This is a genomic window from Pseudonocardia hispaniensis, assembly GCF_042658695.1.
GTDB classification, from domain to species: Bacteria; Actinomycetota; Actinomycetes; order Mycobacteriales; family Pseudonocardiaceae; genus Pseudonocardia; species Pseudonocardia hispaniensis.
On the sequence record NZ_JBHSQW010000044.1, the window covers coordinates 260,291 to 283,547 of the forward strand.

Here is a 23,257-nt window from a genome sequence, read left to right on the forward strand (position 1 = left end):
TGGTCGGCCACCATCACGGTGTCGTCGGCCCGACTCGCCTCGCGCCGTGGCCCGAGCAGGTGCGGGCCGCGCTGGGCGGGCAGGCTCAGCCCCTGCCGCAGCTCACGTGGCGTCCAGCAGCGCGGCGAGCTTGGTGACGGTGTTCCAGTTCCGTCCGGTGACGACGAGGTTCCAGTGCTTCATCACGAACGCGGAGACGTCGGGCGCCTGCAGGATCCCGTCGGGGCACCACTGGTAGATCACCCGGTCGCCGAGGCGGATGCGCTGCGGGTCGAGGGCGGTCGGGTCGTGCTCGGCCGCAGCCGCGGACATCGCCTGGCGCCAGCAACGCGCCGCCCACACCACCACCGGCGACTGACCCCTCCGCCCCCGACGGTGTCTGCTAACCCCGCCACCGACCCCGGTGCGCGGGGCTCGCCGGTTTCATCCGCCTGGCACCGGAGTGGAATGCCTGAGCAAGGTGTCGGTGTCCTGTTCTACCGTCGACGGACGATCTCTGTGTAGCCGATCAGTGGGAAGCGAGGTGGACTACACGAACACTTCTACCTCGGCGTCACCGGCATCGCCGACGAGGACGGCCGCCGCTGGCCGGTCGCCCTCAACGATCTGCGCGCCTTCGCCAGCGGGCTAGAGGCTCTCTATCAGCAGCGGCTCGAAGCCGCGCTCTATGACGATCCCGGCTGGGTGTTCGCCTTCGCGCTCACCGAGGGCGAACCCGAGCGTCGAGAAATCACTGGGCTCGATCCTGAACTTGTCGAGACCATCCTCGCCCCTACTGCCGGCCTCAGAACGTCCGCCAGCGGTGGGACCTCGGCGAGCTCGCCTGACTGACCTGCTGTCAGCCGCCTCTGAAGATGACGACGTAGCGCAGGACTGTTCCAAGATTGGAGTTCTCGCCCGACACGCCGGGCTGAGGTCCGACGGGATGGGCACTGTGAGTGGTGACATCGGAGCTTGAGAGTCCACGCAGGAGTGAGTCCAGGGTGGCGCGGGAGCTGTCGCCGGAGCAGGCCGCCGCGGCGGGATGGTGCCGAGGCCGGCGGTGCCCCTTCTATTCAGCTCTGGGCCGGGATTCTCGCCGCAGCGATCGGAGGGGTGATCTGGAAATGGTAATGACCAGAGAGCCGCCGGGGAGATCTCTGCGTAATTGGTGATCAGGAGGGGCGCAGCTGGTGGGTTCTGACGATTGGGCCTGGCTGTCGGTCTGGGCGAAGACGGGCCGAGATCCATTGAACTCGGCTGCAGTGACGCGCTGGCTTCCGTTGCACCAGCATCTCGCTGATACGGCGGGGGTTGCGGGACTGCTGGTGGATCAGTGGGTGTCGCCCCAGGTACTCGCTCGTCTCGCCCGCGACCTCGACGGGGACGCGGTCGAGGTCCGCCGGCTGGTCACTTGGCTGGCCGCCGTGCACGACGTAGGCAAGGCCAGCCCGGCATTCGCCGTGCAGAACGACCGCCTAGCCGACGTGATGCGTGCCCGAGGCTTGGTGGCGCCGCCGAGGCTTAAGGACGACCCGCAGCGGTCGAGGGCGCGCCACGAATACGTGGGTCAGGACGCGGTGCGGCGCTGGCTCGCCGACGAACTGGGGTTCAGATTTCGCGGAGCGGCAGCTCAGCTCGCCGGTGTCATCGGCGCCCACCACGGCGTGCCGTCGACACCGAGCGATATCGCGTTGGTGCGGGAGCGGTCCGACCTCGCCGGTCGGGGAGAGTGGGAGCAAGCCCGCGCAGCGGTGCTGCGCTGGGCCACGGACCTGGTCGGCGGGCCGGCCGTGGTGAAGCGGTTCGCCGATGTCACGTTCGACCGGCCGTCGCAGGTGTTGCTCGCCGCCCTGGTGATCATGGCGGACTGGATCGCCTCGAACGACGAGCTGTTCCCGCTGGATCCGCTACACACTGCGCAGGAGCCGCCGGTCCGACCCGATCCGGACCGGACCGCGGCCCGGGTGGGCGCCGGATGGAGGGAGCTGGAGCTCCCGCCGCGCTGGACACCCCGGCCGGTCGACGACGTGCCCGAGGCCTTCGCCGCCCGCTTCGGGCGGGATCCAGCCACGGTGCGTCCAGTCCAGGTGGCTGCGGTCGAGGCGGCGCGGGCCCAGGAACGGCCCGGCCTGGTGGTGGTCGAGGCGCCGATGGGGGAGGGTAAGACGGAGGCGGCGCTGCTCGCCGCGGAGGCCCTAGCGGCCCGCTTCGATGCCGACGGCTGTTTCGTCGCGCTGCCGACGCGGGCGACCACCGATGCGATGTTCGGGCGAGTACTCGCCTGGATGCGGGTGCTGCCCGGGCTCGCCGCGGACGCCAGCGTGATGCTCGCCCACGGCACCGCGAGCCTGAACGACGAGTACCGCGGCCTGCTGTGGCGGGGGCAGATCCGCGACGTGGGGGATGGCGGCGACGAGGCGGGCATCGCGCATCACTGGCTGCGGGGCCGCAAGAAGGGGCCGCTGGCGCAGTTCGTGATCGGCACCGTGGACCAGGTGCTGGTTGCCGGGTTGAAGAGTCGGCATCTGATGTTGCGGCACCTCGCGCTGGCCGGGAAGGTCGTGGTGATCGACGAGGTACACGCCTACGACGTGTACATGTCGAGCTATCTCGATCGGGTACTGCACTGGCTGGGCGCCTACGGCGCCCCGGTGGTGCTGCTGTCCGCAACCCTACCGGCGGCCCGCCGGGCCGAGCTGCTCGCGGCCTATGACAGCGGTCGAGCCGGAGCACCAGAGCCACCGATCGAGGAACCCGGCTACCCGGTGGTGCTCGCCTCCGGGGACCGGCCGCGCCCGGTACCCGCGAGCGGCACCCCGAGGCCGGTCGTGCTCGAGCGCCTGGTCGAGGACCCCGAGCTGGACGACCTCGACGCACTCGTCGACACCCTGCGGACGGGGCTGGCCAAGGGCGGCTGCGCCGTGGTCATCCGCAACACGGTGGCGCGGGTGCAGAAGACTGCGGACACGCTGGTCGCGGTGTTCGGCGAGGAGCACGTCACCGTCACCCACTCGCGGTTCCTGGCCTGCGACCGGGCCCACCTGGACGCGGAGCTGCTGCGCCGGTTCGGCCCGCCCGGCCCGGGCACACAGCGCCCACCCCTGCACATCGTGGTGGCCACCCAGGTGGTCGAGCAGTCCCTGGACGTGGACTTCGACCTGATGGTCACCGATCTCGCCCCGATCGACCTGGTGCTGCAGCGAATGGGGCGACTGCACCGGCACGCGCGGCGGCGACCCGCGGGGTTGGAGCGCGCGCGCTGTGTGCTCACCGGGGTCGAGGACTGGGCCGGCGCGCCGGTTCGAGCCGTAGCCGGCAGCCGCCGTGTCTACGGCGAGCACGTCCTGCTGCGGGCCGCCGCGCTGCTCACCGACCGGGAGCGGATCACGCTGCCGACCGACATCGCGCCGCTCGTGCAGACCGGCTACGGCGCACTGATGCCAGGCCCGGCCGCGTGGCACGAGAAGATGCGCACCGCCCAGCAGACCCACGAGCTGGAGATCGTCCGGCGCCGCGAGCAGGCCGCCGAGTTCCTGCTCGGCGATGTTGGCGGGCCCAGGGCGACGCTTGACGGCTGGGTGCGCGCCGGTGTCGGTGACGCCGACGGGGACGGCGAGGACCCGCGCCGGGTTGGGCAGGTGCGCGACGGCGCCGAATCGGTCGAGGTCCTCGTGGTGCAGCGCGACCGGGACGGCGGGCTGCGCACCCCCGACTGGATCGCCAAGAACGCCGGGGTGCAGATCCCACTGGATGAGCAGGTGCCCGGCAAGCTGGCCCGCACGATCGCCGCCTGTGCCCTGCGCCTGCCGGTCGGGATGAGCCAGCTGAACCCGGTCGGCGACGGGGTGATCCGCGCGCTGGAGCAGAACCACTACGCGAGCTTCGACCGGTCGCCGCTGTTGAGCGGCCAGCTCGTGCTCGTCCTTGACGACGACCGCACCGCCGAGCTGCGACACGGCGCCGCGGCGTTCCGCCTCACCTACGACCTGCGGCGAGGCCTCCTGCACCAGCAGCTATGACCCCACAGCCGCGGAGGGACGGTCTCCTCGGAAGGGGAAACCGTCCCTCCCCGCGACGGCGGGGAATACGACCGCAGCGCTCGATGCACAGGATCACCCCCGACTGAATCGGGGAGGTCCCCAGGGTATCTCCGGGACTCGCTGATCACACATTCGGCGGTACAGGGCACGTTGCACGTTCCTTATGGTTTCCGTCACCTGATCAACAGGTTCCAGCTCCCGCGGAGACGTTAACGTGACTGACCCTGCCCCACCCTCGTTCGACCTGATCCATCAACCCTGGATCCCCGGCCACGAACGCGACGGCACCGTCGCCGAGCAGGGCATCCTGCGCACCCTCGGCCGCGCCCACGACCTTGCCGGGATCTCCGGAGACGTCCCGACCCAGGTCTTCGCGTTGACCCGGCTGCTGCTGGCCGTGCTGCACGGCGCCCTGGGCGGGCCGCGCGACCTGGACGAGTGGGAACAGCTCTGGACCGAGGAGCGGCTGCCCGTCGAGCAGATCGCCGACTACCTCGCCCGACACCGGCACCGATTCGACCTGTTCCACCCGGCGGCACCGTTCCTGCAGGTGGCCGACCTGCGCACGGCCAAGAACGAGACGAGTGAGCTGTCCAAACTCATCGCCGACGTGCCGAACGGGGTCCCGTTCTTCACCACCCGGCTGGGCGGCGAACTCTCACTGTCCTATGCGGAGGCGGCCCGTTGGCTGGTGCACTGCCACGCCTTCGACCCATCGGGCATCAAGTCCGGCGCCGTGGGGGACAACCGGGTCAGGAACGGCAAGGGCTATCCGATCGGGGTCGCGTGGAGCGGGCTGCTCGGCGGAGTGCTGCTGGAGGGCGCCACGCTCAAGCAAACGCTGCTGCTCAATCTCCTCCCGCGCGACTTCTCCGACTACGCCCGCGACCCACATGAGGACCGCCCGGTCTGGGAGCGCGACCCGGCCACCGCCGCCGAGGAGTTTCCCGGGGGGCGGCCACCGACCGGGCCGGTCGACCTCTACCTCTGGCAGAGTCGCCGCATCCGTCTCCTTGCCGACGGCGGCCGGGTGAGGAGGGTGCTGATCTCGAACGGCGAGCGGCTCACCCCGCAGAACAAGCACGGCGTGGAGCCACACACGGCGTGGCGGCGAAGCGAGGCCCAGGAGAAGAAACTCGGCAGCACCACGCCGGTCTACATGCCGCGCGAGCACGACCCGGACCGGACGATGTGGCGCGGCCTGGAGTCGCTGCTTCCCGACTGGTCGTCCCGACAGGGAAAGGCCGGAGGCCGCTTCATCGCTCCGGGGATCCTGGAGTGGCTCGGCCATCTCGGTAACGAGCGAATCCTTCCACCCGACCATCAGGTTCGAGTCCGGGCGATCGGCATGGTGTACGGCTCGCAGAGCTCGGTGGTCGACGACATCGTCCACGACAGGCTGGCCCTACGGACCATCCTCGCCGGCCGCGACGCCACGGGCCTGGCCGGAGTCGCGGTGAGTTGCGTGGAGGCCGCCGAGGTCGCCGCGCAGGCCGTCGGCCGGCTCGCCGGCGACCTCGCCGCTGCCGCGGGCGGGAACGGCGACGGACCACGTAACCAGGCCAGGGAGCGGGTCTACTCCCAACTTGACGCCCCCTTCCGCACCTGGCTGCTGACCGTGGGCACCGGCCCGAACGAGCAGCAACTGCAGACCACCTGGCACAAGGAGGTGTTCCGCATCGTGCGGGCCGCCTCTGGGGAGCTGCTGCAGAACATCCCTCCCGCGTGCTGGGAGGGCCGCCGGGTCGGCACCCAGCCGAGCTTCACCGCCGCCCACGCCGAGGCCCAGTTCTGGCGGTCCCTACGTGCCGCGCTGCCACTGGCCTTCGCCGACGAGCCGGAGAAACCGGCCGCATGACCACCGCTCACCCCGGAAGGAGCACGGTGACCACCAGCCCGACCGAGTCCGCCCCCCGCCCCGGGACCGCCGGCCAGTTCGTCGACACGCAGGCCTCCGACCTGCAGAACCGCCTGCTCAACCCTGACTACCGCGATCCGGCTGCGGTCGCCGCTCTCGCCCGGCTGCGCCACGGGGCCGGCAAGGCGCCCGGCGAGGTGCTCGACATCCTCGAATTTACCGTCTCCGACACCTTCGCCCCCGGGCCCGAGGACGCACCCGGCCCGGAGGAGTGGGCCGTACATGTCGCCCTGACGCTGTTCGCCGTTCATCAGCAGTCCCGCGGCGAGCGGATGCACCGCCGCGGCCGCGGCCTCGGCACCGCGCTGCGCTCCCTACACACCGGCGCCCCGACCGACATCCCCGATCCGCTCCTGCGGCGGTTCCGCATGCTCGGCACCGCCAACTCGTTCCCCGAGCTGACCCACCACCTGCGCGGCGCCGTACAGTTGCTGCGCGCCGCCGGCGTCCCGCTGGACTACGGCCGCCTCGCCGACCAACTCGTCACCTGGCAGCGGTTCGGCCCGGACCGCGTCCAGCTCACCTGGGGCCGCGAGTTCTACCGCACCCACCGCACCATCCCGCCCGCCGAGCAGCCCACCGCCGCGCCGCCTGCTCAGCCGGCCGATGACCAATCCGCCGCCTGATCCGCCCGGAAGGAACACCGTGACCCGCACCATCATCGACGTCCACGTCCTACAGACCGTCCCGCCCAGCAACCTCAACCGCGACGACACCGGCAGCCCCAAGACCGCCCGCTACGGCGGCGTGGTCCGGGCCCGCGTGTCCAGCCAGGCCTGGAAGCGCGCCACCCGCACCGCCTTCGACGGCCTTCTCGACCGCACCGAGCTGGGCGTGCGCAGCCGCCGGCTGGTCGAGCTGCTCGGCGAGGAGATCACCCGGCAGGATCCGGCCCTGGCCGAGCAGGCCCCGCAGCTGGCTAAGGACGTCCTCACCGCGGTCGGCATCAAAACCACGGCGCCAAAGAACAAGAAGGACGCCCCGGAGGAGTCCGGCTACCTGGTCTTCCTCAGCCACCGGCAGATCACCGGGCTCGCCGAGCTCGCCGCCCGGGCCAGTCGGGCCGGAGAGCCGATCGCCAAGACCGAGGCCCGCAAGCGCGCCGACACCGAGCACTCGGTCGACGTGGCGCTGTTCGGGCGGATGGTCGCCGAAGCTACCGACCTCAACGTCGACGCCGCCGCGCAGGTGGCCCACGCCATCTCCGTGCACGCGGTGCAGAACGAGTACGACTACTTCACCGCGGTCGACGACCACAAGAACGCCGACGACGAGGAGGATGCCGGCGCCGGCATGATCGGCACAGTCGAGTTCAACTCCTCCACCCTGTACCGCTACGCCACCGTCGACGTCGACCGACTGCGCGACAACCTCGGCGACGCCAAGGCCACCCGCCGCGCTGTGGAGGCGTTCGTCCGGGCATTCGTGCTGAGCATGCCCACCGGCAAGCAGAACACCTTCGCCAACCGCACCCTGCCCGACGCGGTGCTGGTCGTGTTGCGCGAGACCCAGCCAGTCAACCTGGTCGGCGCCTTCGAAGACGCGGTCACCGAATCGGCCCGCATCCCAGCCGCCATCGACCGACTCGCCCGGCACGCCACCGAGGTCGCCCAAGCCTACGCCGCGACCCCGGTCGCGGCGTGGACGTTCGGGCCGGGGGAGCGGCTGGCCCCGCTTGCCGAGATCGCCACCCGCGGCGACGTCGATACCACGATCTCCGCGCTCGGCGAGGCCGTCGCGGCCCGGCTCGCATGACCGCGCCCGCGCTCAATCCTCGGGGGGCGTCGTGACCGCGCTGTTGCTGCGCCTGGCCGGGCCGCTGCAGTCGTGGGGCACCAAGAGCCGGTTCACCCGCCGCGGCACTGACCGGATTCCCAGCAAGAGCGGGCTCATCGGGCTGCTCGCCGCCGCCCAGGGCCGGCGCCGCACCGACCCACTTGAGGAGCTGCTCGGGCTGAAGCTGGCGGTGCGCACCGAGCAGCCCGGGCGCATGGAGCGCGACTTCCAGACCGCCGCTCGGCCCGGGGAACGGACCCCGGTCTCGGTGTCGACCCGCCACTACCTCGCCGACGCGGTCTTCCTGGCCGCCGTCGAAGGCGACCCGGCACTGCTGGAAGGCCTGCAGGCGGCGCTGCGCCGCCCGCACTTCCCGCTCTACCTGGGCCGCCGCTCCTGCCCCCCGGCCGGGCCGATCGAGCACGGTCTGCGTGACAGGGCCGCCGTCGACGCACTCATCGCCGAACCCTGGCACGCCGCCCCGTGGTTCCAGAAGGCCTGGCAGGCCCCCACGGCCTCGCTCGAGCTCGTCGCCGACTGCGACCCCGGTGAGCCCGAGGCCGAGCTGGTACGCGACGAACCGCTGAGCTTCGACCCCCGCCACCGGCAGTGGGAGTGGCGCTCCGTTCGCCACCACGACCCCGTCACTGTGGAGAACCCGATGTTCGTGGAGAACCCGATGCTCGCCGGCGACCGGCACGACCCGATGGCGGTCTTGTAGATGCACTTCACCAGGTTCGAGATCAACCCGCAGCGGCGGGCCGCCCGAGCGATGCTGGCCTCACCGCAACGGATGCACGCTGCGGTGCTCGCCGGGTTCCCCGAGTCCCGCGACGAGCACGCCGCCGGCCGGATCCTGTGGCGACTCGACGAGGGCCGCCACGACGTCGTGCTCTACGTCGTCAGCCCCGGCAAGCCCGACCTGACCCACCTCGTGGAGACCATCGGCCGCCCCACCTACGGCTGGCAGACCCGCGACTACGGCCCTTTCCTCGACCGGCTCGCGGCCGGGGACCGATGGGCCTTCCGGCTGCTCGCCAACCCCGTCCACAACATCCGCCCCACCGAGGGCGGGCGCGGCAAACGGGTCGGCCACATCACCGTCGCCCAGCAGACCGACTGGTTCCTCCGCCAAGCCGAACGCCACGGGTTGGCGGTGCTCACCGGCGCGCTCGGCGAACCCGACGTCGCCGTCCGGTCCCGGCGCACCCTGCGATTCGCCCGCGGCCCACGCACGGTCACCCTGTCCACCGCCGTGTTCGAGGGCATCCTGCGGGTCGAGGACCCAGCGGCGCTGCGGGCCGCGCTGGTCGGCGGAATCGGCCCCGGCAAGGGCTACGGCTGCGGCCTGCTCACCCTCGCCGCCCCGTGAAACCGATCCCCGGCGCCAAACCCGTCCCGCTCGGCCAGCTCGTCCGCGCCCAAGACCGGCTCAGCTTCATCTACCTCGAGCACTGCGTCATACACCGTGCCGCCAACGCCATCACCGCCCGCGACGCCAAGGGCACCGTGCACATCCCGGCCGCATCACTAGGCGCGCTGCTGCTCGGGCCCGGAACGACGGTCAGCCAGCAGGCGATGGTGCTGCTGGCCGAAAGCGGCTCGACCGCGGTGTGGGTGGGGGAGCAGGGAGTGCGCTACTACGCGCACGGCCGCTCGCTCGCCCGGTCGTCCAGCCTGCTGGAGGCCCAAGCCGCGAAGGTGTCGAACCAGCGGTCAAGGCTGGCGGTGGCCCGGCAGATGTACGCGATGCGCTTCCCGGGCGAGGACACCTCCAGGCTCACGATGCAGCAGCTGCGCGGACGCGAAGGGGCCCGGGTGCGCCGGCTCTACCGAGAACATGCCGCGCGCACCGGCGTCAAGTGGTCCAAGCGCGACTACCAGGTCGACGACTTCGCCGCCGGAACACCGGTCAACCAGGCCCTCTCGGCGGCCAACACGTCGCTGTACGGGGTGGTGCACGCAGTGATCGTCGCGCTCGGCTGCGCGCCCGGGCTCGGGTTCGTGCACACCGGACACGTCTTGTCGTTCGTGTTCGACATCGCCGACCTCTATAAGGCCGAGATCGCCATCCCGATCGCCTTCGACATCGCCGCTGCGGACGTCGCCGACATCGGTGCCGAAACGCGGCGGGCGGTGCGTGACCACATGAAGGGCAGCACCTTCCTCGAGACCTGCGTCCGCGACATCAAAGCCCTGCTACTCGACGATGACCAGAAAGCAACCGAGTACGGCCCGGACACCTTCGATGCGGACGTGGTCATGCTCTGGGACGACAACGGGCGCCGCGTCGCTGCGGGGACCTCGTACGGCTCCTCCGACGACGGGTACGTCGAGACCGACCCTTCCTATGTCGAAATCGCCCAGTGGATGGACGAGGACTGGTGACCGTCATCGTCGTGGCTGCCTGCCCGGTCGGCCTGCGCGGACACCTCACCCGCTGGCTGCTGGAGATCTCCGCCGGCGTGTTCGTTGGCCGGGTTTCCGCCCGCGTCCGAGATCTGCTCTGGCAGCGGACCGTCGAGATGGTCAAGTCCGGCCGGGCAATCATGGTGTTCTCGGCCAACAACGAGCAGGGCCTCGATTTCAAGGTCCACAAACACGAATGGAGCCCGATCGACATCGAGGGACTGAGCCTGATGCTCCGGCCGAACGAGACGACCGGTGATCCAGCACAGGCGTCCGCGGAGCGCACACATGGCTGGAGCAGCGCAAGCCGGCGCCGGCGGTTCCGAAGGCGGTGAGCTCCCACACAAGTCGACTCTGAACGGCAAGCTCCCTAACTAACATCACTGCTCAGCAAGTGTCGTCCCCGCGCTCGCGGGGGTGGTCCCACGCATCGGTTCGCGTCACGGGCGAGGATGCGGTCGTCCCCGCGCTCGCGGGGGTGGTCCCGGCTCGTGGTGTGGAAGGGGCCGCTGCCCGCGGTCGTCCCCGCGCTCGCGGGGGTGGTCCCACCCCCCACACTTGCAGCGGGTGGAGCCCGAGGTCGTCCCCGCGCTCGCGGGGGTGGTCCCCGGTCCGTCGCCGCCAACACCCACCCGTCACCGTCGTCCCCGCGCTCGCGGGGGTGGTCCCTGGTGGAGAGCCGCGGGTTCAACGCCACGATCGTCGTCCCCGCGCTCGCGGGGGTGGTCCCTCATCGAGCTGACTGTAAATGCCGTGCCCACCGTCGTCCCCGCGCTCGCGGGGGTGGTCCCAAACCCCGCTACCCGGAGCCGCCACCCAACGGGTCGTCCCCGCGCTCGCGGGGGTGGTCCGTCGCGGCTTCAGTAGTGTCTCTCGCTCTTGGAGTCGTCCCCGCGCTCGCGGGGGTGGTCCCCGGTGGCTCGAACGCCGCCGGTGCTGAGGACGGTCGTCCCCGCGCTCGCGGGGGTGGTCCCTTTCCGGAACACTTCCTAGACGACGGCATGTTGTCGTCCCCGCGCTCGCGGGGGTGGTCCCCGGAGCATTCGTAGTGGACTCTGGCGAAGAGTGTCGTCCCCGCGCTCGCGGGGGTGGTCCCCCTCGCCTGGGCGCCGGACACGGATGCCGACCGTCGTCCCCGCGCTCGCGGGGGTGGTCCCAGGCGTCGCAGCGCCTCATGGGCGGATCCGGTGTCGTCCCCGCGCTCGCGGGGGTGGTCCCCCCGCCTACCTGTTGGATGCGCTCAAGTCGTGGTCGTCCCCGCGCTCGCGGGGGTGGTCCCTGGAGACACTTTTCGGCTTCCCGGTAGTGATCGTCGTCCCCGCGCTCGCGGGGGTGGTCCCAGCCCGCGCAGCTCGACCAAGTAGCCGATGACGTCGTCCCCGCGCTCGCGGGGGTGGTCCCCGGATCGGCGTCCGGCTCGGAGTCCAGCTCTGGTCGTCCCCGCGCTCGCGGGGGTGGTCCCGCGAGCAGTGCGTGCACCTGGGCGTCACGCTGTCGTCCCCGCGCTCGCGGGGGTGGTCCCCTCACCGACCAGGGTGCCGCCCAAATCTATGCGTCGTCCCCGCGCTCGCGGGGGTGGTCCCAGGCCGGTGAGGAAGTCCCACACCCGGTTGGCGTCGTCCCCGCGCTCGCGGGGGTGGTCCCGGCGGTCACGTCTGCGGCCAGGGTGGCGGCGTGTCGTCCCCGCGCTCGCGGGGGTGGTCCCGTCCGCTATGAACCAACCTTCGTCAATGACTAGTCGTCCCCGCGCTCGCGGGGGTGGTCCCAGCGCCCCCAACGCGCGGCCGTGGGTGCCGTCGTCGTCCCCGCGCTCGCGGGGGTGGTCCCCTGTGGCAGATCAACGGGTACGCGGCCGCGGTGTCGTCCCCGCGCTCGCGGGGGTGGTCCTCGCCGGAGAACGTCCCGATCGGTGACTACGTCGTCGTCCCCGCGCTCGCGGGGGTGGTCCCGGTCGGCACCGAATGATCGGTGGCGAACGTGTGTCGTCCCCGCGCTCGCGGGGGTGGTCCTCTGGGGCTACTGGGACAGCGCCGATAAGTACAGTCGTCCCCGCGCTCGCGGGGGTGGTCCTAGCGAAGACAGGCCAATAGATCATGCCCTTAAGTCGTCCCCGCGCTCGCGGGGGTGGTCCCCGACCCGTCACGCTCAACGTCCAAGACGACGTGTCGTCCCCGCGCTCGCGGGGGTGGTCCTATGGCGGACTCTGCCATTCGCAAGTACATTACGTCGTCCCCGCGCTCGCGGGGGTGGTCCCCGGCCGTGACGTACTACTTGAACGTCTGACCCGTCGTCCCCGCGCTCGCGGGGGTGGTCCCAGGGACCCCGGCCGCCACCAGCTCCCACACGGGTCGTCCCCGCGCTCGCGGGGGTGGTCCCCGCTGGCCTGTTGACCAACGCGAACTATCAGAGTCGTCCCCGCGCTCGCGGGGGTGGTCCCCCCATGCACCCCCCCACCCCCACCACTTTGCGGTCGTCCCCGCGCTCGCGGGGGTGGTCCCCAGACACGCTCCGTGACGTCGTCGGTCGACGCGTCGTCCCCGCGCTCGCGGGGGTGGTCCCAGGAGCGCCCCCAGGGTGGTTGCCAGCACCTGGTCGTCCCCGCGCTCGCGGGGGTGGTCCCCACCCCGCTCGCCCGCTGGACGGACCGGTCCGGTCGTCCCCGCGCTCGCGGGGGTGGTCCCTCGGTCAGCACGCTGTCGACACCCGACACGGCGGTCGTCCCCGCGCTCGCGGGGGTGGTCCCTTGCCGTAGAACGTGACCGTGCCCGATTCGGCGTCGTCCCCGCGCTCGCGGGGGTGGTCCCCCTCCAAGCATCGTCTGCCCCGGCCGAGTGAGGTCGTCCCCGCGCTCGCGGGGGTGGTCCCGCGTCCCGACTGATCCCCAAACGCTCGGCGATGTCGTCCCCGCGCTCGCGGGGGTGGTCCCGGCACGAAGCTCCCCGGGCACACACACTGTGTGTCGTCCCCGCGCTCGCGGGGGTGGTCCTAGTGGACATACCGGCCGACGGCTTTAGTAGACGTCGTCCCCGCGCTCGCGGGGGTGGTCCCGAGTGGATGCGGGTCGGTCTGTCCACCGATAGGTCGTCCCCGCGCTCGCGGGGGTGGTCCCACCACCGGCGGATCAGACAATGTGTGATCGGCGTCGTCCCCGCGCTCGCGGGGGTGGTCCCACCTGGCCGATCAGGTCCCGGTTGGTGTGCAGGTCGTCCCCGCGCTCGCGGGGGTGGTCCCCTCTTTAGCGGCGCGCAGAGAGCCCCCCTGCTGTCGTCCCCGCGCTCGCGGGGGTGGTCCCCGACCATTAGCTAATGATCTTCCCACCAAGGGGTCGTCCCCGCGCTCGCGGGGGTGGTCCCACGCATCCGACGAACTACGTCACGACTATACCGGTCGTCCCCGCGCTCGCGGGGGTGGTCCCGTTGACTGCGAAGATTGCCCGGGTTGCTCTCTGTCGTCCCCGCGCTCGCGGGGGTGGTCCCCGTCGCCATGTCCGACAAAGTGCGGTGCATGAGTCGTCCCCGCGCTCGCGGGGGTGTCCTGGGTGTCTCGGTGGATTCCGTCGCGGAGCTTGGTCGTCCCCGCGCTCGCGGGGGTGGTCCCACCCTGGTCGATCAGCTGCGAGATCCGCCCGGGTCGTCCCCGCGCTCGCGGGGGTGGTCCCCGCGTCTAAGACCCCTCGGGTCGCTCCCCACGGTCGTCCCCGCGCTCGCGGGGGTGGTCCTACTCTCTTGTGAGGTATGCGCTAGAGAAACTTGTCGTCCCCGCGCTCGCGGGGGTGGTCCCGGCGAAGCGTGGATTAAGTCTGTCGGTCCCACGTCGTCCCCGCGCTCGCGGGGGTGGTCCCCGGCTGGTGGCGCGCTGGCCACGCTGCTGAACCGTCGTCCCCGCGCTCGCGGGGGTGGTCCCAACGCCGGACCGGCACCCGAACACCCCGGACCGTCGTCCCCGCGCTCGCGGGGGTGGTCCCTCCGACCCGAAGATCACACCCGACGACCGTCGGTCGTCCCCGCGCTCGCGGGGGTGGTCCCGGACCGGTCACAAGGATTTGCGTTGTCGGTGCGTCGTCCCCGCGCTCGCGGGGGTGGTCCCACGGTCCCGCCGATCGAGCCGAGGTTCCCCAGGTCGTCCCCGCGCTCGCGGGGGTGGTCCGTCCTCGACCGCCTGCGTCGTGGTCACCATGCCGTCGTCCCCGCGCTCGCGGGGGTGGTCCCCTCGCGGTGCGGGCCGCCCGAGCCGTGTCCCGGTCGTCCCCGCGCTCGCGGGGGTGGTCCCGGCCCTACGTCGCCACGACAGAGCAGGTGTGGGTCGTCCCCGCGCTCGCGGGGGTGGTCCCTACAGCGCCGGCGATATCCGCCCACCGGCGACGTCGTCCCCGCGCTCGCGGGGGTGGTCCTGGCCGCCTGGTGGCGGCCCTGGTCGAGCGGCTGTCGTCCCCGCGCTCGCGGGGGTGGTCCGTCGATCATCGGGAAATCTTCGGTTCGGTAGTAGTCGTCCCCGCGCTCGCGGGGGTGGTCCTACCCGACGACAGGGAGAGAAAGACAATGGGCCGTCGTCCCCGCGCTCGCGGGGGTGGTCCGTGGCGATGGCTTATATCAGGACGGCTATCGGTGTCGTCCCCGCGCTCGCGGGGGTGGTCCCTCGGCCACGATGTGCCGAAGGTGAACCCGCGCGTCGTCCCCGCGCTCGCGGGGGTGGTCCCCGGCCGGACCAGAACAGCGGGCTGTTGCGGTCGTCGTCCCCGCGCTCGCGGGGGTGGTCCCCGGCGTCAAGCGCGAGTCTGGCTATCTGCTCTGTCGTCCCCGCGCTCGCGGGGGTGGTCCCTGGCGCTCACCGGGAAAGACCTTTCCGAAGCGGTCGTCCCCGCGCTCGCGGGGGTGGTCCTTACTCCATTCGTGAAGATCAACTTTTATCGCCGTCGTCCCCGCGCTCGCGGGGGTGGTCCTCGTTGAGAAGCGGAAGTGGGACGACAACCCTTGTCGTCCCCGCGCTCGCGGGGGTGGTCCCGAGCTGCTCAAGACAGAGATGGCGCGCACGCCGTCGTCCCCGCGCTCGCGGGGGTGGTCCCTTCCGCTACTCCGAATCGGACTTCGCAGACCAGTCGTCCCCGCGCTCGCGGGGGTGGTCCCGTTGGACGCGTAGGTGAGCCGATCGTCAATCGGTCGTCCCCGCGCTCGCGGGGGTGGTCCCTCTCCCCACCGCTGTCGAATTTGTTCTGGCGAGTCGTCCCCGCGCTCGCGGGGGTGGTCCCGTTTTGGAGCGGCGGCGGCCGGTGGCGTCGCGGTCGTCCCCGCGTTCGCGGGGGTGGTCCCGAGCACGGCGAGGACGCGGCATCCGACTACAAGTCGTCCCCGCGCTCGCGGAGGTGGTCCGACCAGATGCGCGCCCCGGCGACCACGATCGTCGTCCCCGCGCTCGCGGGGGTGGTCCCAACGCTGCCGTAAGGCGACCTCCGCACGCAGCTCCGCGAGGATGTCGAGCTGGCGGCGGGCTTCCCCGACCGTTACCGGCTCCACAACCTCCTCGCCGGGGGAGGGGGAGTCGGTCTGCTGGTGCAGGGGGCTCGGCCGCGGCGAGGTCGGTGCCGCTGGGCCGGGTCCTCGGTGCGCTCGACAGAGACGGCCGGCTCCTCGTACTCCACCTGCCGGGCTGGGTTCTCGCCCAGGTCGAGGTTGAGATCAAGCTGCGAGTCCTCTCGCTCCCGGATGCACTCGTGGCCGGGGTCGTTGGGTCGATGACGCCGATGAGTTCGACCTGCTCACCGGCCTCGCCGCCGGGCATCTGCGCGGCCTCAGCCTGCCACAGCAGCAGGCCCTGCCGGCCGTCTTTGCGGATGCTGTGGCCGAGGCCGCGGGGGTCGTAGGTGACCACCGTGCGGTCGGGGAAGTGCGTCCGCAACGTACCGAAACCGCTGGCATCCATGGGTTGACCGATCATGACCAGCGGTGGGCGCCCGTCAGTCGTCGGCAGCGGGCCGTGGACGTGGTAGGCGAGATCGACCTCGGGGGTCGTGAGCAGGTGGGCCGTCATGACAGCTCCGACTGCATCCGGGGGGCGAACTCATCGGCCGATGGGCGCTGGTCACTTCGTGGTGACCGCCCGCCGGATGACATCCGGCCGCAGGGCACGATCAGCCGTCGCGTCGGGTGGTGCGATACCGACGCGGCCGGCCACCATCACGGTGTCGTCGGCCCGACTCGCCTCGCGCCGTGGCCCGAGCAGGTGCGGGCCGGGCCGCGCTGGGCGGGCAGGCTCAGCCCCTGCCGCAGCTCACGTGGCGTCCAGCAGCGTCGCAAGCTTGGTGACGGTGTTCCAGTTCCGTCCGGTGACGACGAGGTTCCAGTGCTTCATCACGAACGCGGAGACGTCGGGCGCCTGCAGGATCCCGTCGGGGCACCACTGGTAGATCACCCGGTCGCCGAGGCGGATGCGCTGCGGGTCGAGGGCGGTCGGGTCGTGCTCGGCCGCGGCCGCGGGATCCGGCTCGGCGGACAGGAACAGCGCCATCAGCCGGGAGCCGTTGTCGGCGACCTCGGCCAGCGGGTTCGCGGCGAGGACGGCACGCAGCTCGTCCCGGGTGCGGATCAGGCACGGCACGTCCATCCCCAGCCGCTCGGCGATCGCCGCCTCGATCCAGGCGGCGAGCTCGGCAGGCGGGGTGTCGGCGGTGCGGAACACCGCGTTGCCGCTGCGCAGGTGGGTCCGGACGGCGTCGAAACCCAGATCCGACAGCAGCGCCCGCAGATCGGCCATGGCGATGGTCTTGCCGCCGACGTTGATCCCGCGCAGCAGAACGGCGTAGCTCGGCATTGCCGCAGGGTAAGGGCGCGGTCCGGCAGAGCACGGAGCGCATCGCGCGATCTGCCGAGATCATGTCCGGTCACCCGCGGCGAGGGGCTGCACCGACCGGAGTACCCCGGTCGGCCGGTACCCGGGGTGCCCCACTGACCGGCCCGCCCCGCATCTGTCACTCTGGAGCCCGTTGCGGTGGGGGGACGCGCTCTCGGTCCTGGCCGCCCAGACCGGACATCCGAGGGAGCCTGCGTTTGCTGGAGATCACCGCCGCCTTCGACGCCGTCCTGCACAGCGTCTGGCTGCTGCCGGTGCTCGTCGTGCTCATCGCGCTGGACGGCCCGTTTCCGGTGCTGCCCAGCGAGACGCTGCTGATGTCGGCCTCGGCCGCCGCGTTCGGGATCGGTGACATGCCCGGGGTGGCCGGGCTGTTCCTGGCCGCGCTGATCGGCTCCGCACTCGGCGACCTCGCCGTGTTCGGGATCGGGCGCACCTCCAGACGGGTGCTGAACCGGCGCATCGAGGACGAGTACGAGTTCACCAGGTGGGTGCGCCGGAACCTGTTCCGCCGTCCGGAGATCGTGCTGATCGGCGCCCGGTTCGTGCCCGGCGGCCGGCTGGTGAGCACCGCCGCGTCCGGACGCGTGCAGCTGCCGCTGCGGCGGTTCGTGCCCGGCTCACTCGCCAGTTCGGCGCTGTGGAGCGCCTACATGCTGGTGGTCGGTCTGCTGTGGGGGCCGCTGGTGGGCCGGAACGCGCTGCTGTGCATCGGCGCCGGGATCGTCATGGCGCTGCTGACGGCCGGGGTGTTCGCGCTCGCGCGCCGGATCTGGTCCGGTCGCCGACGGGCGGCGGGCGCGGACCGCGAGAACGAACCCGCGTTCGCCGACTGACCGCATAATCTCTCTCGCATTCGTGCCGCCCGCATCCGCAGCGCTGGCCCACCGCGTCGCCCGCGGCCGGCGCCGGTCGTCACGGACAACGGGCCGACCATCACTCAGGATGTGGAAGCCTCCGGCCTCCCGCTGAACGGACCGTGATCGTCGGTGGCCGGTGGTCCGGCCGCCGGGGCTCGGCGGATAGCGCCGTCGGCAGATCGTGCGGTACTGGCCGTAGCAGCGATGCCCACCGTCGATCGCTCGCCTCCGACCGCACCGATCTGGCACAATCCCGCCACCGGTCGCCCTGGCACCGAACACCGACCGCTCGCAACCACCGATCGAGTTCGGACGTCTCGGCCCCGGCTCGCCGAACACATCCTGATGTGCATGTCCCCGGACACACATCTCACGTGTCCGGGGACGACGACCGGCTGGCGCCATCCATCGACGATCGGGAGCAGGCCCCCTCGCGGAGCGAGTCCGGTGGAGGAGACGACGATGAAGGTTCGTGGGCCGGTGCTGACGCTGCTCGCGGTGGTCGGGCTGGCGCTGGCGTTGTTCGTGGTGAACACGCGCCAGGAGCCGGCGCGGGCCCCCGACCAGGCCGCCCGGACCGAGGCGGCCCCCCCGCCCGCAGCGGACACGGCGGCGGCAGCGGACACGGCCACGGCGTTCCCGGCCGAGGCCGTCTACACCGGCCGGTCCGCGGGCGATCAGGTGACGGTGGCGATCGCCGTCCGCGGCGGGAAGGCCGCTGCCTACCTCTGCGACGGCAGGCGCGTCGAGGCCTGGCTGGAGGGCTCGGTGCAGGGTGAGGAGCTGCGTCTGCAGGGCAAGGACGGGGCCAGTCTCACCGTGCGACCCGACGGCGAGGGCGTGTCCGGCCAGATCTTTGTCCAGGGGCGGCAGCTGCCCTACACGGCACAGCTCGCGAAGCCGCCCGCGGGGCTCTACGAGGGCGAGACGACCGTCGGCGGGGAGCCCGCCCGGATCGGCTGGATCGTGCTGCCCGACGGCAGCCAGGTCGGCGTCGGCACCGTCGGCGGCGATCCCGGCCCGGCCCCGTTGCTGGACCTCGGGGAGGGTGGCGCCGCGGTCGGCGGCGTCTTCGTGTCCGCAAGGCCGATCCGCGGTGACGACGACGTCACCGGCTGACGACCGGGGAAGGGAGGACCCGTGATGACGTCCGCATCCGAGCCCCCGCGCGGCGCCGCACCACCGACCGCGTCGCGCCCGGCGGCCGCGATCCTGGTGCCGGTCGCGGTGGGATGCGCAGTGGCGGTCGCCCTGGGCGTGTACGGCAGGCTGCACGAACCGACCGGCTTCGCGATCAACGTCGCAGGCTTCTCCGGCACCCAGTCGGTGAAGACGTGGCTGGCGACCGTGGCGTTCGTGTTCGCCCTGGTGCAGCTCGGTTCGGCGTTGGTGATGTTCGGCCGGATCCCCGGGGTCGCCGGGCCACCCTGGCTGGGGGGTCTGCATCGCTGGTCGGGCCGGATCGCGGTGCTGCTCACCGTCCCGGTCGTGGTGCACTGCCTCTACGCGCTCGGTTTCCAGTACGACGCGGCACGGGTGCTTGCGCATTCGCTGCTGGGATGCCTCTTCTACGGCGCGTTCGTCACGAAGATGCTGGTGCTGACCCGCCGCGGGCTGCCCGGGTGGGTCCTGCCGGTGACCGGCGGGCTGGTCTTCGCCGGGCTGACCGGTCTGTGGCTGACCTCGGCGCTGTGGGTGTTCACCACCGTGGGTGTGGCGCTGTGAGCGCTCCGGATGCCGGTGAGCTCGACCGACGGACCGTGGTCGGGCTCGGGATCGTGGCGGCCACCGGCTCGCTCGTGGGCTGCGCGACCTACGGGCAGACACAGCCGACGCGGCAGTCCCAACCCGCCGCAGGCGAGGTGCTCGTGGCCGCCGCGGACGTCCCGGTGGGTGGGGGTGTCATCCTCGCCGACCGCGGCGTCGTCGTCACCCAGCCCGCGACGGGAGACTTCCACGCGTTCTCGTCGACCTGCACCCACCAGGGCTGCACCGTGGCGAAGGTGGCCGACGGCACGATCGACTGTCCCTGCCACGGCAGCCGCTTCGACGCCACCACCGGCGCGGTCGTCGCGGGCCCCGCCCCCCGGCCACTGCCCTCGCAGGCGATCACCGTCGAGGGTGCCTCGATCCGGCGGGCCTGAGCGTCGAGTCCACCGGGAGGAAGGCCAGCTGGTCGAGGACGGGGGCACCGCCGTCCCGCACGGTTCGGCGCTGCGGGTGTTCAGCCGGGCGCTGCAGATCGCGAGACCCGTGAGACCCGCTGTGGGTGGTCGCCCGGTCCCGCGGCCGGATCACGATTGCGGTCCGGCGTCGGCTGGGGGCTGCTGCGCGTTAGCCGGCTCGACCCCGGCGCCACCGGGGCTGTCACCGCCGGAGCCGCCGCTTCCGGAGTTGCCGCCGCCGGAGTTATCCCCGGCGGGCGCGCCCCCGGAGCCATCTCCGCCGCCGGCCTGACCGCCCGGCTCCGGGCTGGGGCGCGGGGGTTCGCTCGTCGTGGGCGGCTGCGGAGGTTCGCTCGTCGTGGGCGGCTGCGGAGGCGCGGTCGTCGTGGGCGGCTTGGGCGGTGTGGTGGTCGACTGTGCCGGGGTGGTCGGCGTGGGCGCGGTGCGCCGGTTCGCCGGGGCCGGAGCGGGAGCCTGCGGCGGGGGCTGCCGGAGCGGCGCCGAATCGTCGACGACGGCCGGGGCGCCGGGGGTGGCGGCGCCGGCCTTGGACGTGCCGGTCTCGACCGCTCGGGTGCCCACGGCGTTGGCGACGAGGCCGCCGATCAGGGCGGCGGCCACGACCCCACCGGCCGCGACCAGCAGGCCCACGCGCCGCCGCCGGGGTGCGGGTGCCACCTGCTGCGGGGGCCGAGGCTGGCGCGGTGGCGGGCTCGGGACCTCCGGGTCGACGCGGACGTCGGTGGGCTCGACGAGCGCGATCGGGAGCCGCTGCGTCTGCTCACCGACCGCGGCGCCCCGGGCCGTGAGCGCGGCACCCGCCGCGATGACGCCCTTCGGGTCGACGTCGACCGAGGCCGGCTGCCCACAGGCGGCCGAGACGAGCTGCGCGACCAGCGGGATCCGCGACGAACCACCCACCAGCACCACGGCGCCCGGTTCGCCGGGCACGGTGCCGGCCGAGTCCAGCGCGCGGCGCAGCGCCGCCACGGTCTCGGCCACGGCGGGCCGGATCGCGTCCTCGAACTCGGAGCGGGTGAGCCGGACCTGGGTGGAATGTCCTGGCAACACGACGGGGATCAGTACCTCGGTATCGGCCGAGAGGGCCTCCTTGGCCTCGGTGCATTCGCGACGCAGCCGGGCGACCGCGGTGAGGGTGGTGGGATCGGAGGGATCCAGCTCCTCCCACACCGGCCCCAGGGCCGCGCGGACGTGCTCGAACACGAACTCGTCGAAGTCGATCCCGCCGAGCCCGTCGATCCCCTCGGGCGTGCCGAGTAGCTCGAACCCGCCGTCGGGCAGCTTGCGGGCCACGGCGGCGTCGAAGGTCCCGCCGCCGAGGTCGTAGACGGCCACGACCGCGCCGGGCTCGACCCGTTCGGCCGCGGCGTATCCCCTCGCCGCGGCCTGCGGCTCGGTGATCAGCATCGCCGCGCCGAGACCGTGGGCCGCGAGCGCCGTGCGCAACGAGTCGAGCCGGTGCGGGCCCCACGACGCGGGATGGGTCACCGCGATCCCGGCGGCGGGCCCGCCCTCCCGCGCGGCGACCTCCTCGACGAGCTTCGCGGCGAACCGCGCGGCGAGCTCCTCCGCCGCGACCGGCACGCCTCCGACGAGCATGGGGACGCCGTCGCCGATCCGCCGCTTGAACCCGCGCACCACCCGGCCGGGGTCCGACAGCGCCCGCCGCTCGGCGGCCACCCCGAACAGGAGCGCGCCGCGCTCGTCCGCGAACACCGCCGACGGCACCGCGTTCGCCCGCTCGCCCAGCGCCACGATGTCCGCGTTCGCCCGGTCGGATCGGCAGACGGCGGCGGCGGAGAACGTCGTTCCCACGTCGATCCCCAGGTAGTACGACATCGCGGCTCCCTCCTCGGCGGTGGGTTCAGTGAACCGGAGGAGCGGCGCTCGCAGCCGTTCTACGAGGCACGATGCGGGACAAGACCCGGGAAAACCCCTTACCGCCCCCACCCTGCGGACACCGCGATCCCGGTGCGCGACGGCCGAGAAACCGGAGCCGGTCCGGATGGCAGCAGGCGCGGAGCTGCCTAGCTTTTTCGGCAACCGGATCGAGCGGTCCGGCGGGCCCACAGCCCCGATCCACCGAGGAGACACCATGAGCAGCCCGTTCAACCTCAACGCCTTCCTGTCCGACCTGAGGCAGGACCTGGACCTGGACCAGGACTCGGCCCAGGAGGCCGAGTCCGCGCAGGTCGGTCAGCTGGAGAACGAGCAGAACGTCGGTCAGAACGCGGACCAGGACCAGGACGTCATCACCGCGGTGGAGACGGAGGGTGGCCGTGGCGGCGCCGGGGGCACCGCCATCGGCGGCGACAGCGAGATCGACCAGGACGGCGAGGTCAACATCAACTTCGGTGACAGCCGCGGCGGTGACGCGGACGCCAGCGGCGGCGACGGCGGCGACGCCGCCTCCATCGTCGATGTGGATGCCGACCAGGACCTCGACCAGGACGCCGACGTGGACTCCGACCAGAACCTCGACCAGGACACCGACCAGGTCCTGGCCTCGAACCAGGACGCCGATGCGGACGCCGACGCCGACGTCGAGCAGGACGAGTTCGACCTCCCGGTCTGACGTCCGACGCGTGCCGAGCAGCCGGTCCCGCCCGCCGCAGGGCGGGACCGGATTCCGCATTCCACCCACCTCCGCCACCAGGAGCACGACATGGCCGCCCTGACCGACCTCATCGACTTCCTGCTCAAGCTGATGCGCGACCCCGAGGCCCGCGCACAGTTCGACCAGAACCCGGAGCAGACCCTGCAGCAGCACGATCTCGCGGGAGTCAGCGGCGACGACGTGCGCGACGCCCGGCTGTTGCTCGCCGACCGCGGCGATGTCCGGGCCACCAGCGATGCCGCGCCGCCGCCGCGGGGCGGGGGCGATCCGGTCCGCGAGATCCAGCACACCACGACCGCCTATGAGCCCGTCCGCGAGTACGTGGTGAACCAGCACACCGAGCAGATCACCAACATCACCAACAACATCGACGACCGCGACACGATCATCGACGACCGGGACGTGACGAACATCGACGACCGGGACATCGACATCGACATCGACGACCGCGACGTCGATGTCGACATCGACAAGTCCGACGACGACATCACGGTCGTCAAGGACTCCTTCAACCAGGACAACGACACCGAGGTCACCGCGATCAACGAGTCGTTCAACGAGGACACCGAGGTCACCGCGATCAACGAGTCGTTCAACGAGGACACCGAGGTCACCGCGATCAACGA

The 23,257-nt window shown here is 72.0% G+C and carries 17 protein-coding genes and 1 CRISPR repeat array; of the genes, 14 read left to right on the forward strand and 3 right to left on the reverse strand.

Features of this window, described 5'->3' with window-relative positions; all coding sequences use genetic code 11:
* Positions 1-102: 102 nt before the first annotated feature.
* Complete coding sequence (locus ACFQE5_RS21385) at positions 103-312, reverse strand: hypothetical protein (RefSeq protein WP_379587583.1); 210 nt, start codon at positions 310-312, stop codon at positions 103-105.
* An 860-nt stretch (positions 313-1,172) separates the two neighbouring features.
* On the opposite strand from ACFQE5_RS21385, the gene cas3 reads away from it, so the two are divergent.
* The 8 genes from cas3 (at position 1,173) to cas2e (ending at position 10,460) form a co-directional block, all read left to right on the forward strand.
* Positions 1,173-4,001: a CRISPR-associated helicase Cas3' gene (cas3, locus tag ACFQE5_RS21390; protein ID WP_379587584.1), complete on the forward strand. Its 2,829-nt coding sequence runs from the start codon at positions 1,173-1,175 to the stop codon at positions 3,999-4,001.
* A gap of 235 nt (positions 4,002-4,236) precedes the next feature.
* On the forward strand, positions 4,237-5,880 hold the full coding sequence (gene casA, locus ACFQE5_RS21395; RefSeq protein WP_379587585.1) for a type I-E CRISPR-associated protein Cse1/CasA: 1,644 nt from the start codon (positions 4,237-4,239) through the stop codon (positions 5,878-5,880).
* Positions 5,881-5,906: 26 nt separating this feature from the next.
* Positions 5,907-6,566 (forward strand): type I-E CRISPR-associated protein Cse2/CasB, encoded by a 660-nt coding sequence (casB, locus tag ACFQE5_RS21400; protein ID WP_379587587.1) that lies wholly within the window; start codon positions 5,907-5,909, stop codon positions 6,564-6,566.
* Between the two features lie 19 nt (positions 6,567-6,585).
* Entirely contained in the window at positions 6,586-7,695 is a 1,110-nt protein-coding gene (gene cas7e, locus ACFQE5_RS21405; RefSeq protein ID WP_379587588.1) for a type I-E CRISPR-associated protein Cas7/Cse4/CasC, read from the forward strand.
* A 31-nt stretch (positions 7,696-7,726) separates the two neighbouring features.
* A complete protein-coding gene (cas5e, locus tag ACFQE5_RS21410; RefSeq protein WP_379587589.1) occupies positions 7,727-8,437 on the forward strand; it encodes a type I-E CRISPR-associated protein Cas5/CasD in 711 nt (236 codons plus the stop codon).
* Positions 8,438-9,088 (forward strand): type I-E CRISPR-associated protein Cas6/Cse3/CasE, encoded by a 651-nt coding sequence (gene cas6e / locus ACFQE5_RS21415; protein ID WP_379587590.1) that lies wholly within the window; start codon positions 8,438-8,440, stop codon positions 9,086-9,088.
* Complete coding sequence (gene cas1e, locus ACFQE5_RS21420) at positions 9,085-10,104, forward strand: type I-E CRISPR-associated endonuclease Cas1e (protein WP_379587591.1); 1,020 nt, start codon at positions 9,085-9,087, stop codon at positions 10,102-10,104. Before cas6e ends, cas1e begins: the two co-directional genes overlap by 4 nt.
* Positions 10,101-10,460: a type I-E CRISPR-associated endoribonuclease Cas2e gene (gene cas2e, locus ACFQE5_RS21425; protein ID WP_379587592.1), complete on the forward strand. Its 360-nt coding sequence runs from the start codon at positions 10,101-10,103 to the stop codon at positions 10,458-10,460. Before cas1e ends, cas2e begins: the two co-directional genes overlap by 4 nt.
* 61 nt (positions 10,461-10,521) lie before the next feature.
* A CRISPR array of direct repeats spans positions 10,522-15,550; the repeat unit is 29 nt; unit sequence GTCGTCCCCGCGCTCGCGGGGGTGGTCCC.
* A gap of 839 nt (positions 15,551-16,389) precedes the next feature.
* On the opposite strand, the gene ACFQE5_RS21430 is transcribed toward cas2e, so the two are convergent.
* Positions 16,390-16,929, reverse strand: a complete 540-nt coding sequence (locus ACFQE5_RS21430) for a DUF1697 domain-containing protein (RefSeq protein ID WP_379587594.1) — start codon at positions 16,927-16,929, stop codon at positions 16,390-16,392.
* A 236-nt stretch (positions 16,930-17,165) separates the two neighbouring features.
* Here ACFQE5_RS21430 and ACFQE5_RS21435 point away from each other — a divergent pair, with 236 nt between their 5' ends.
* From ACFQE5_RS21435 to ACFQE5_RS21450, 4 genes are all read left to right on the forward strand, one after another.
* A complete protein-coding gene (locus tag ACFQE5_RS21435) occupies positions 17,166-17,804 on the forward strand; it encodes a DedA family protein (RefSeq protein WP_379587596.1) in 639 nt (212 codons plus the stop codon).
* A gap of 486 nt (positions 17,805-18,290) precedes the next feature.
* Positions 18,291-18,947 carry a hypothetical protein gene (locus tag ACFQE5_RS21440; RefSeq protein ID WP_379587597.1) on the forward strand — a complete coding sequence of 219 codons (657 nt, stop codon included), beginning with the start codon at positions 18,291-18,293 and terminating at the stop codon, positions 18,945-18,947.
* Between the two features lie 24 nt (positions 18,948-18,971).
* Positions 18,972-19,553 (forward strand): DUF6529 family protein, encoded by a 582-nt coding sequence (locus tag ACFQE5_RS21445; RefSeq protein WP_379587598.1) that lies wholly within the window; start codon positions 18,972-18,974, stop codon positions 19,551-19,553.
* The gene (locus ACFQE5_RS21450) at positions 19,550-19,972 is read left to right on the forward strand and encodes a QcrA and Rieske domain-containing protein (protein WP_379587599.1); all 423 of its coding nucleotides are present in this window, start codon (positions 19,550-19,552) and stop codon (positions 19,970-19,972) included. The genes ACFQE5_RS21445 and ACFQE5_RS21450 overlap by 4 nt, the downstream gene beginning before the upstream one ends.
* Before the next feature lie 150 nt (positions 19,973-20,122).
* Here ACFQE5_RS21450 and ACFQE5_RS21455 read toward each other — a convergent pair whose 3' ends face one another.
* Positions 20,123-21,853 carry an Hsp70 family protein gene (locus ACFQE5_RS21455; protein ID WP_379587601.1) on the reverse strand — a complete coding sequence of 577 codons (1,731 nt, stop codon included), beginning with the start codon at positions 21,851-21,853 and terminating at the stop codon, positions 20,123-20,125.
* Between the two features lie 256 nt (positions 21,854-22,109).
* Between ACFQE5_RS21455 and ACFQE5_RS21460 the strand changes: the two genes are divergently transcribed.
* Both ACFQE5_RS21460 and ACFQE5_RS21465 read left to right on the forward strand, forming a co-directional pair.
* On the forward strand, positions 22,110-22,589 hold the full coding sequence (locus ACFQE5_RS21460; protein ID WP_379587603.1) for a hypothetical protein: 480 nt from the start codon (positions 22,110-22,112) through the stop codon (positions 22,587-22,589).
* Between the two features lie 90 nt (positions 22,590-22,679).
* Positions 22,680-23,257: IniB N-terminal domain-containing protein (locus ACFQE5_RS21465; protein WP_379587605.1), on the forward strand; the 578-nt coding region annotated here is incomplete at its 3' end.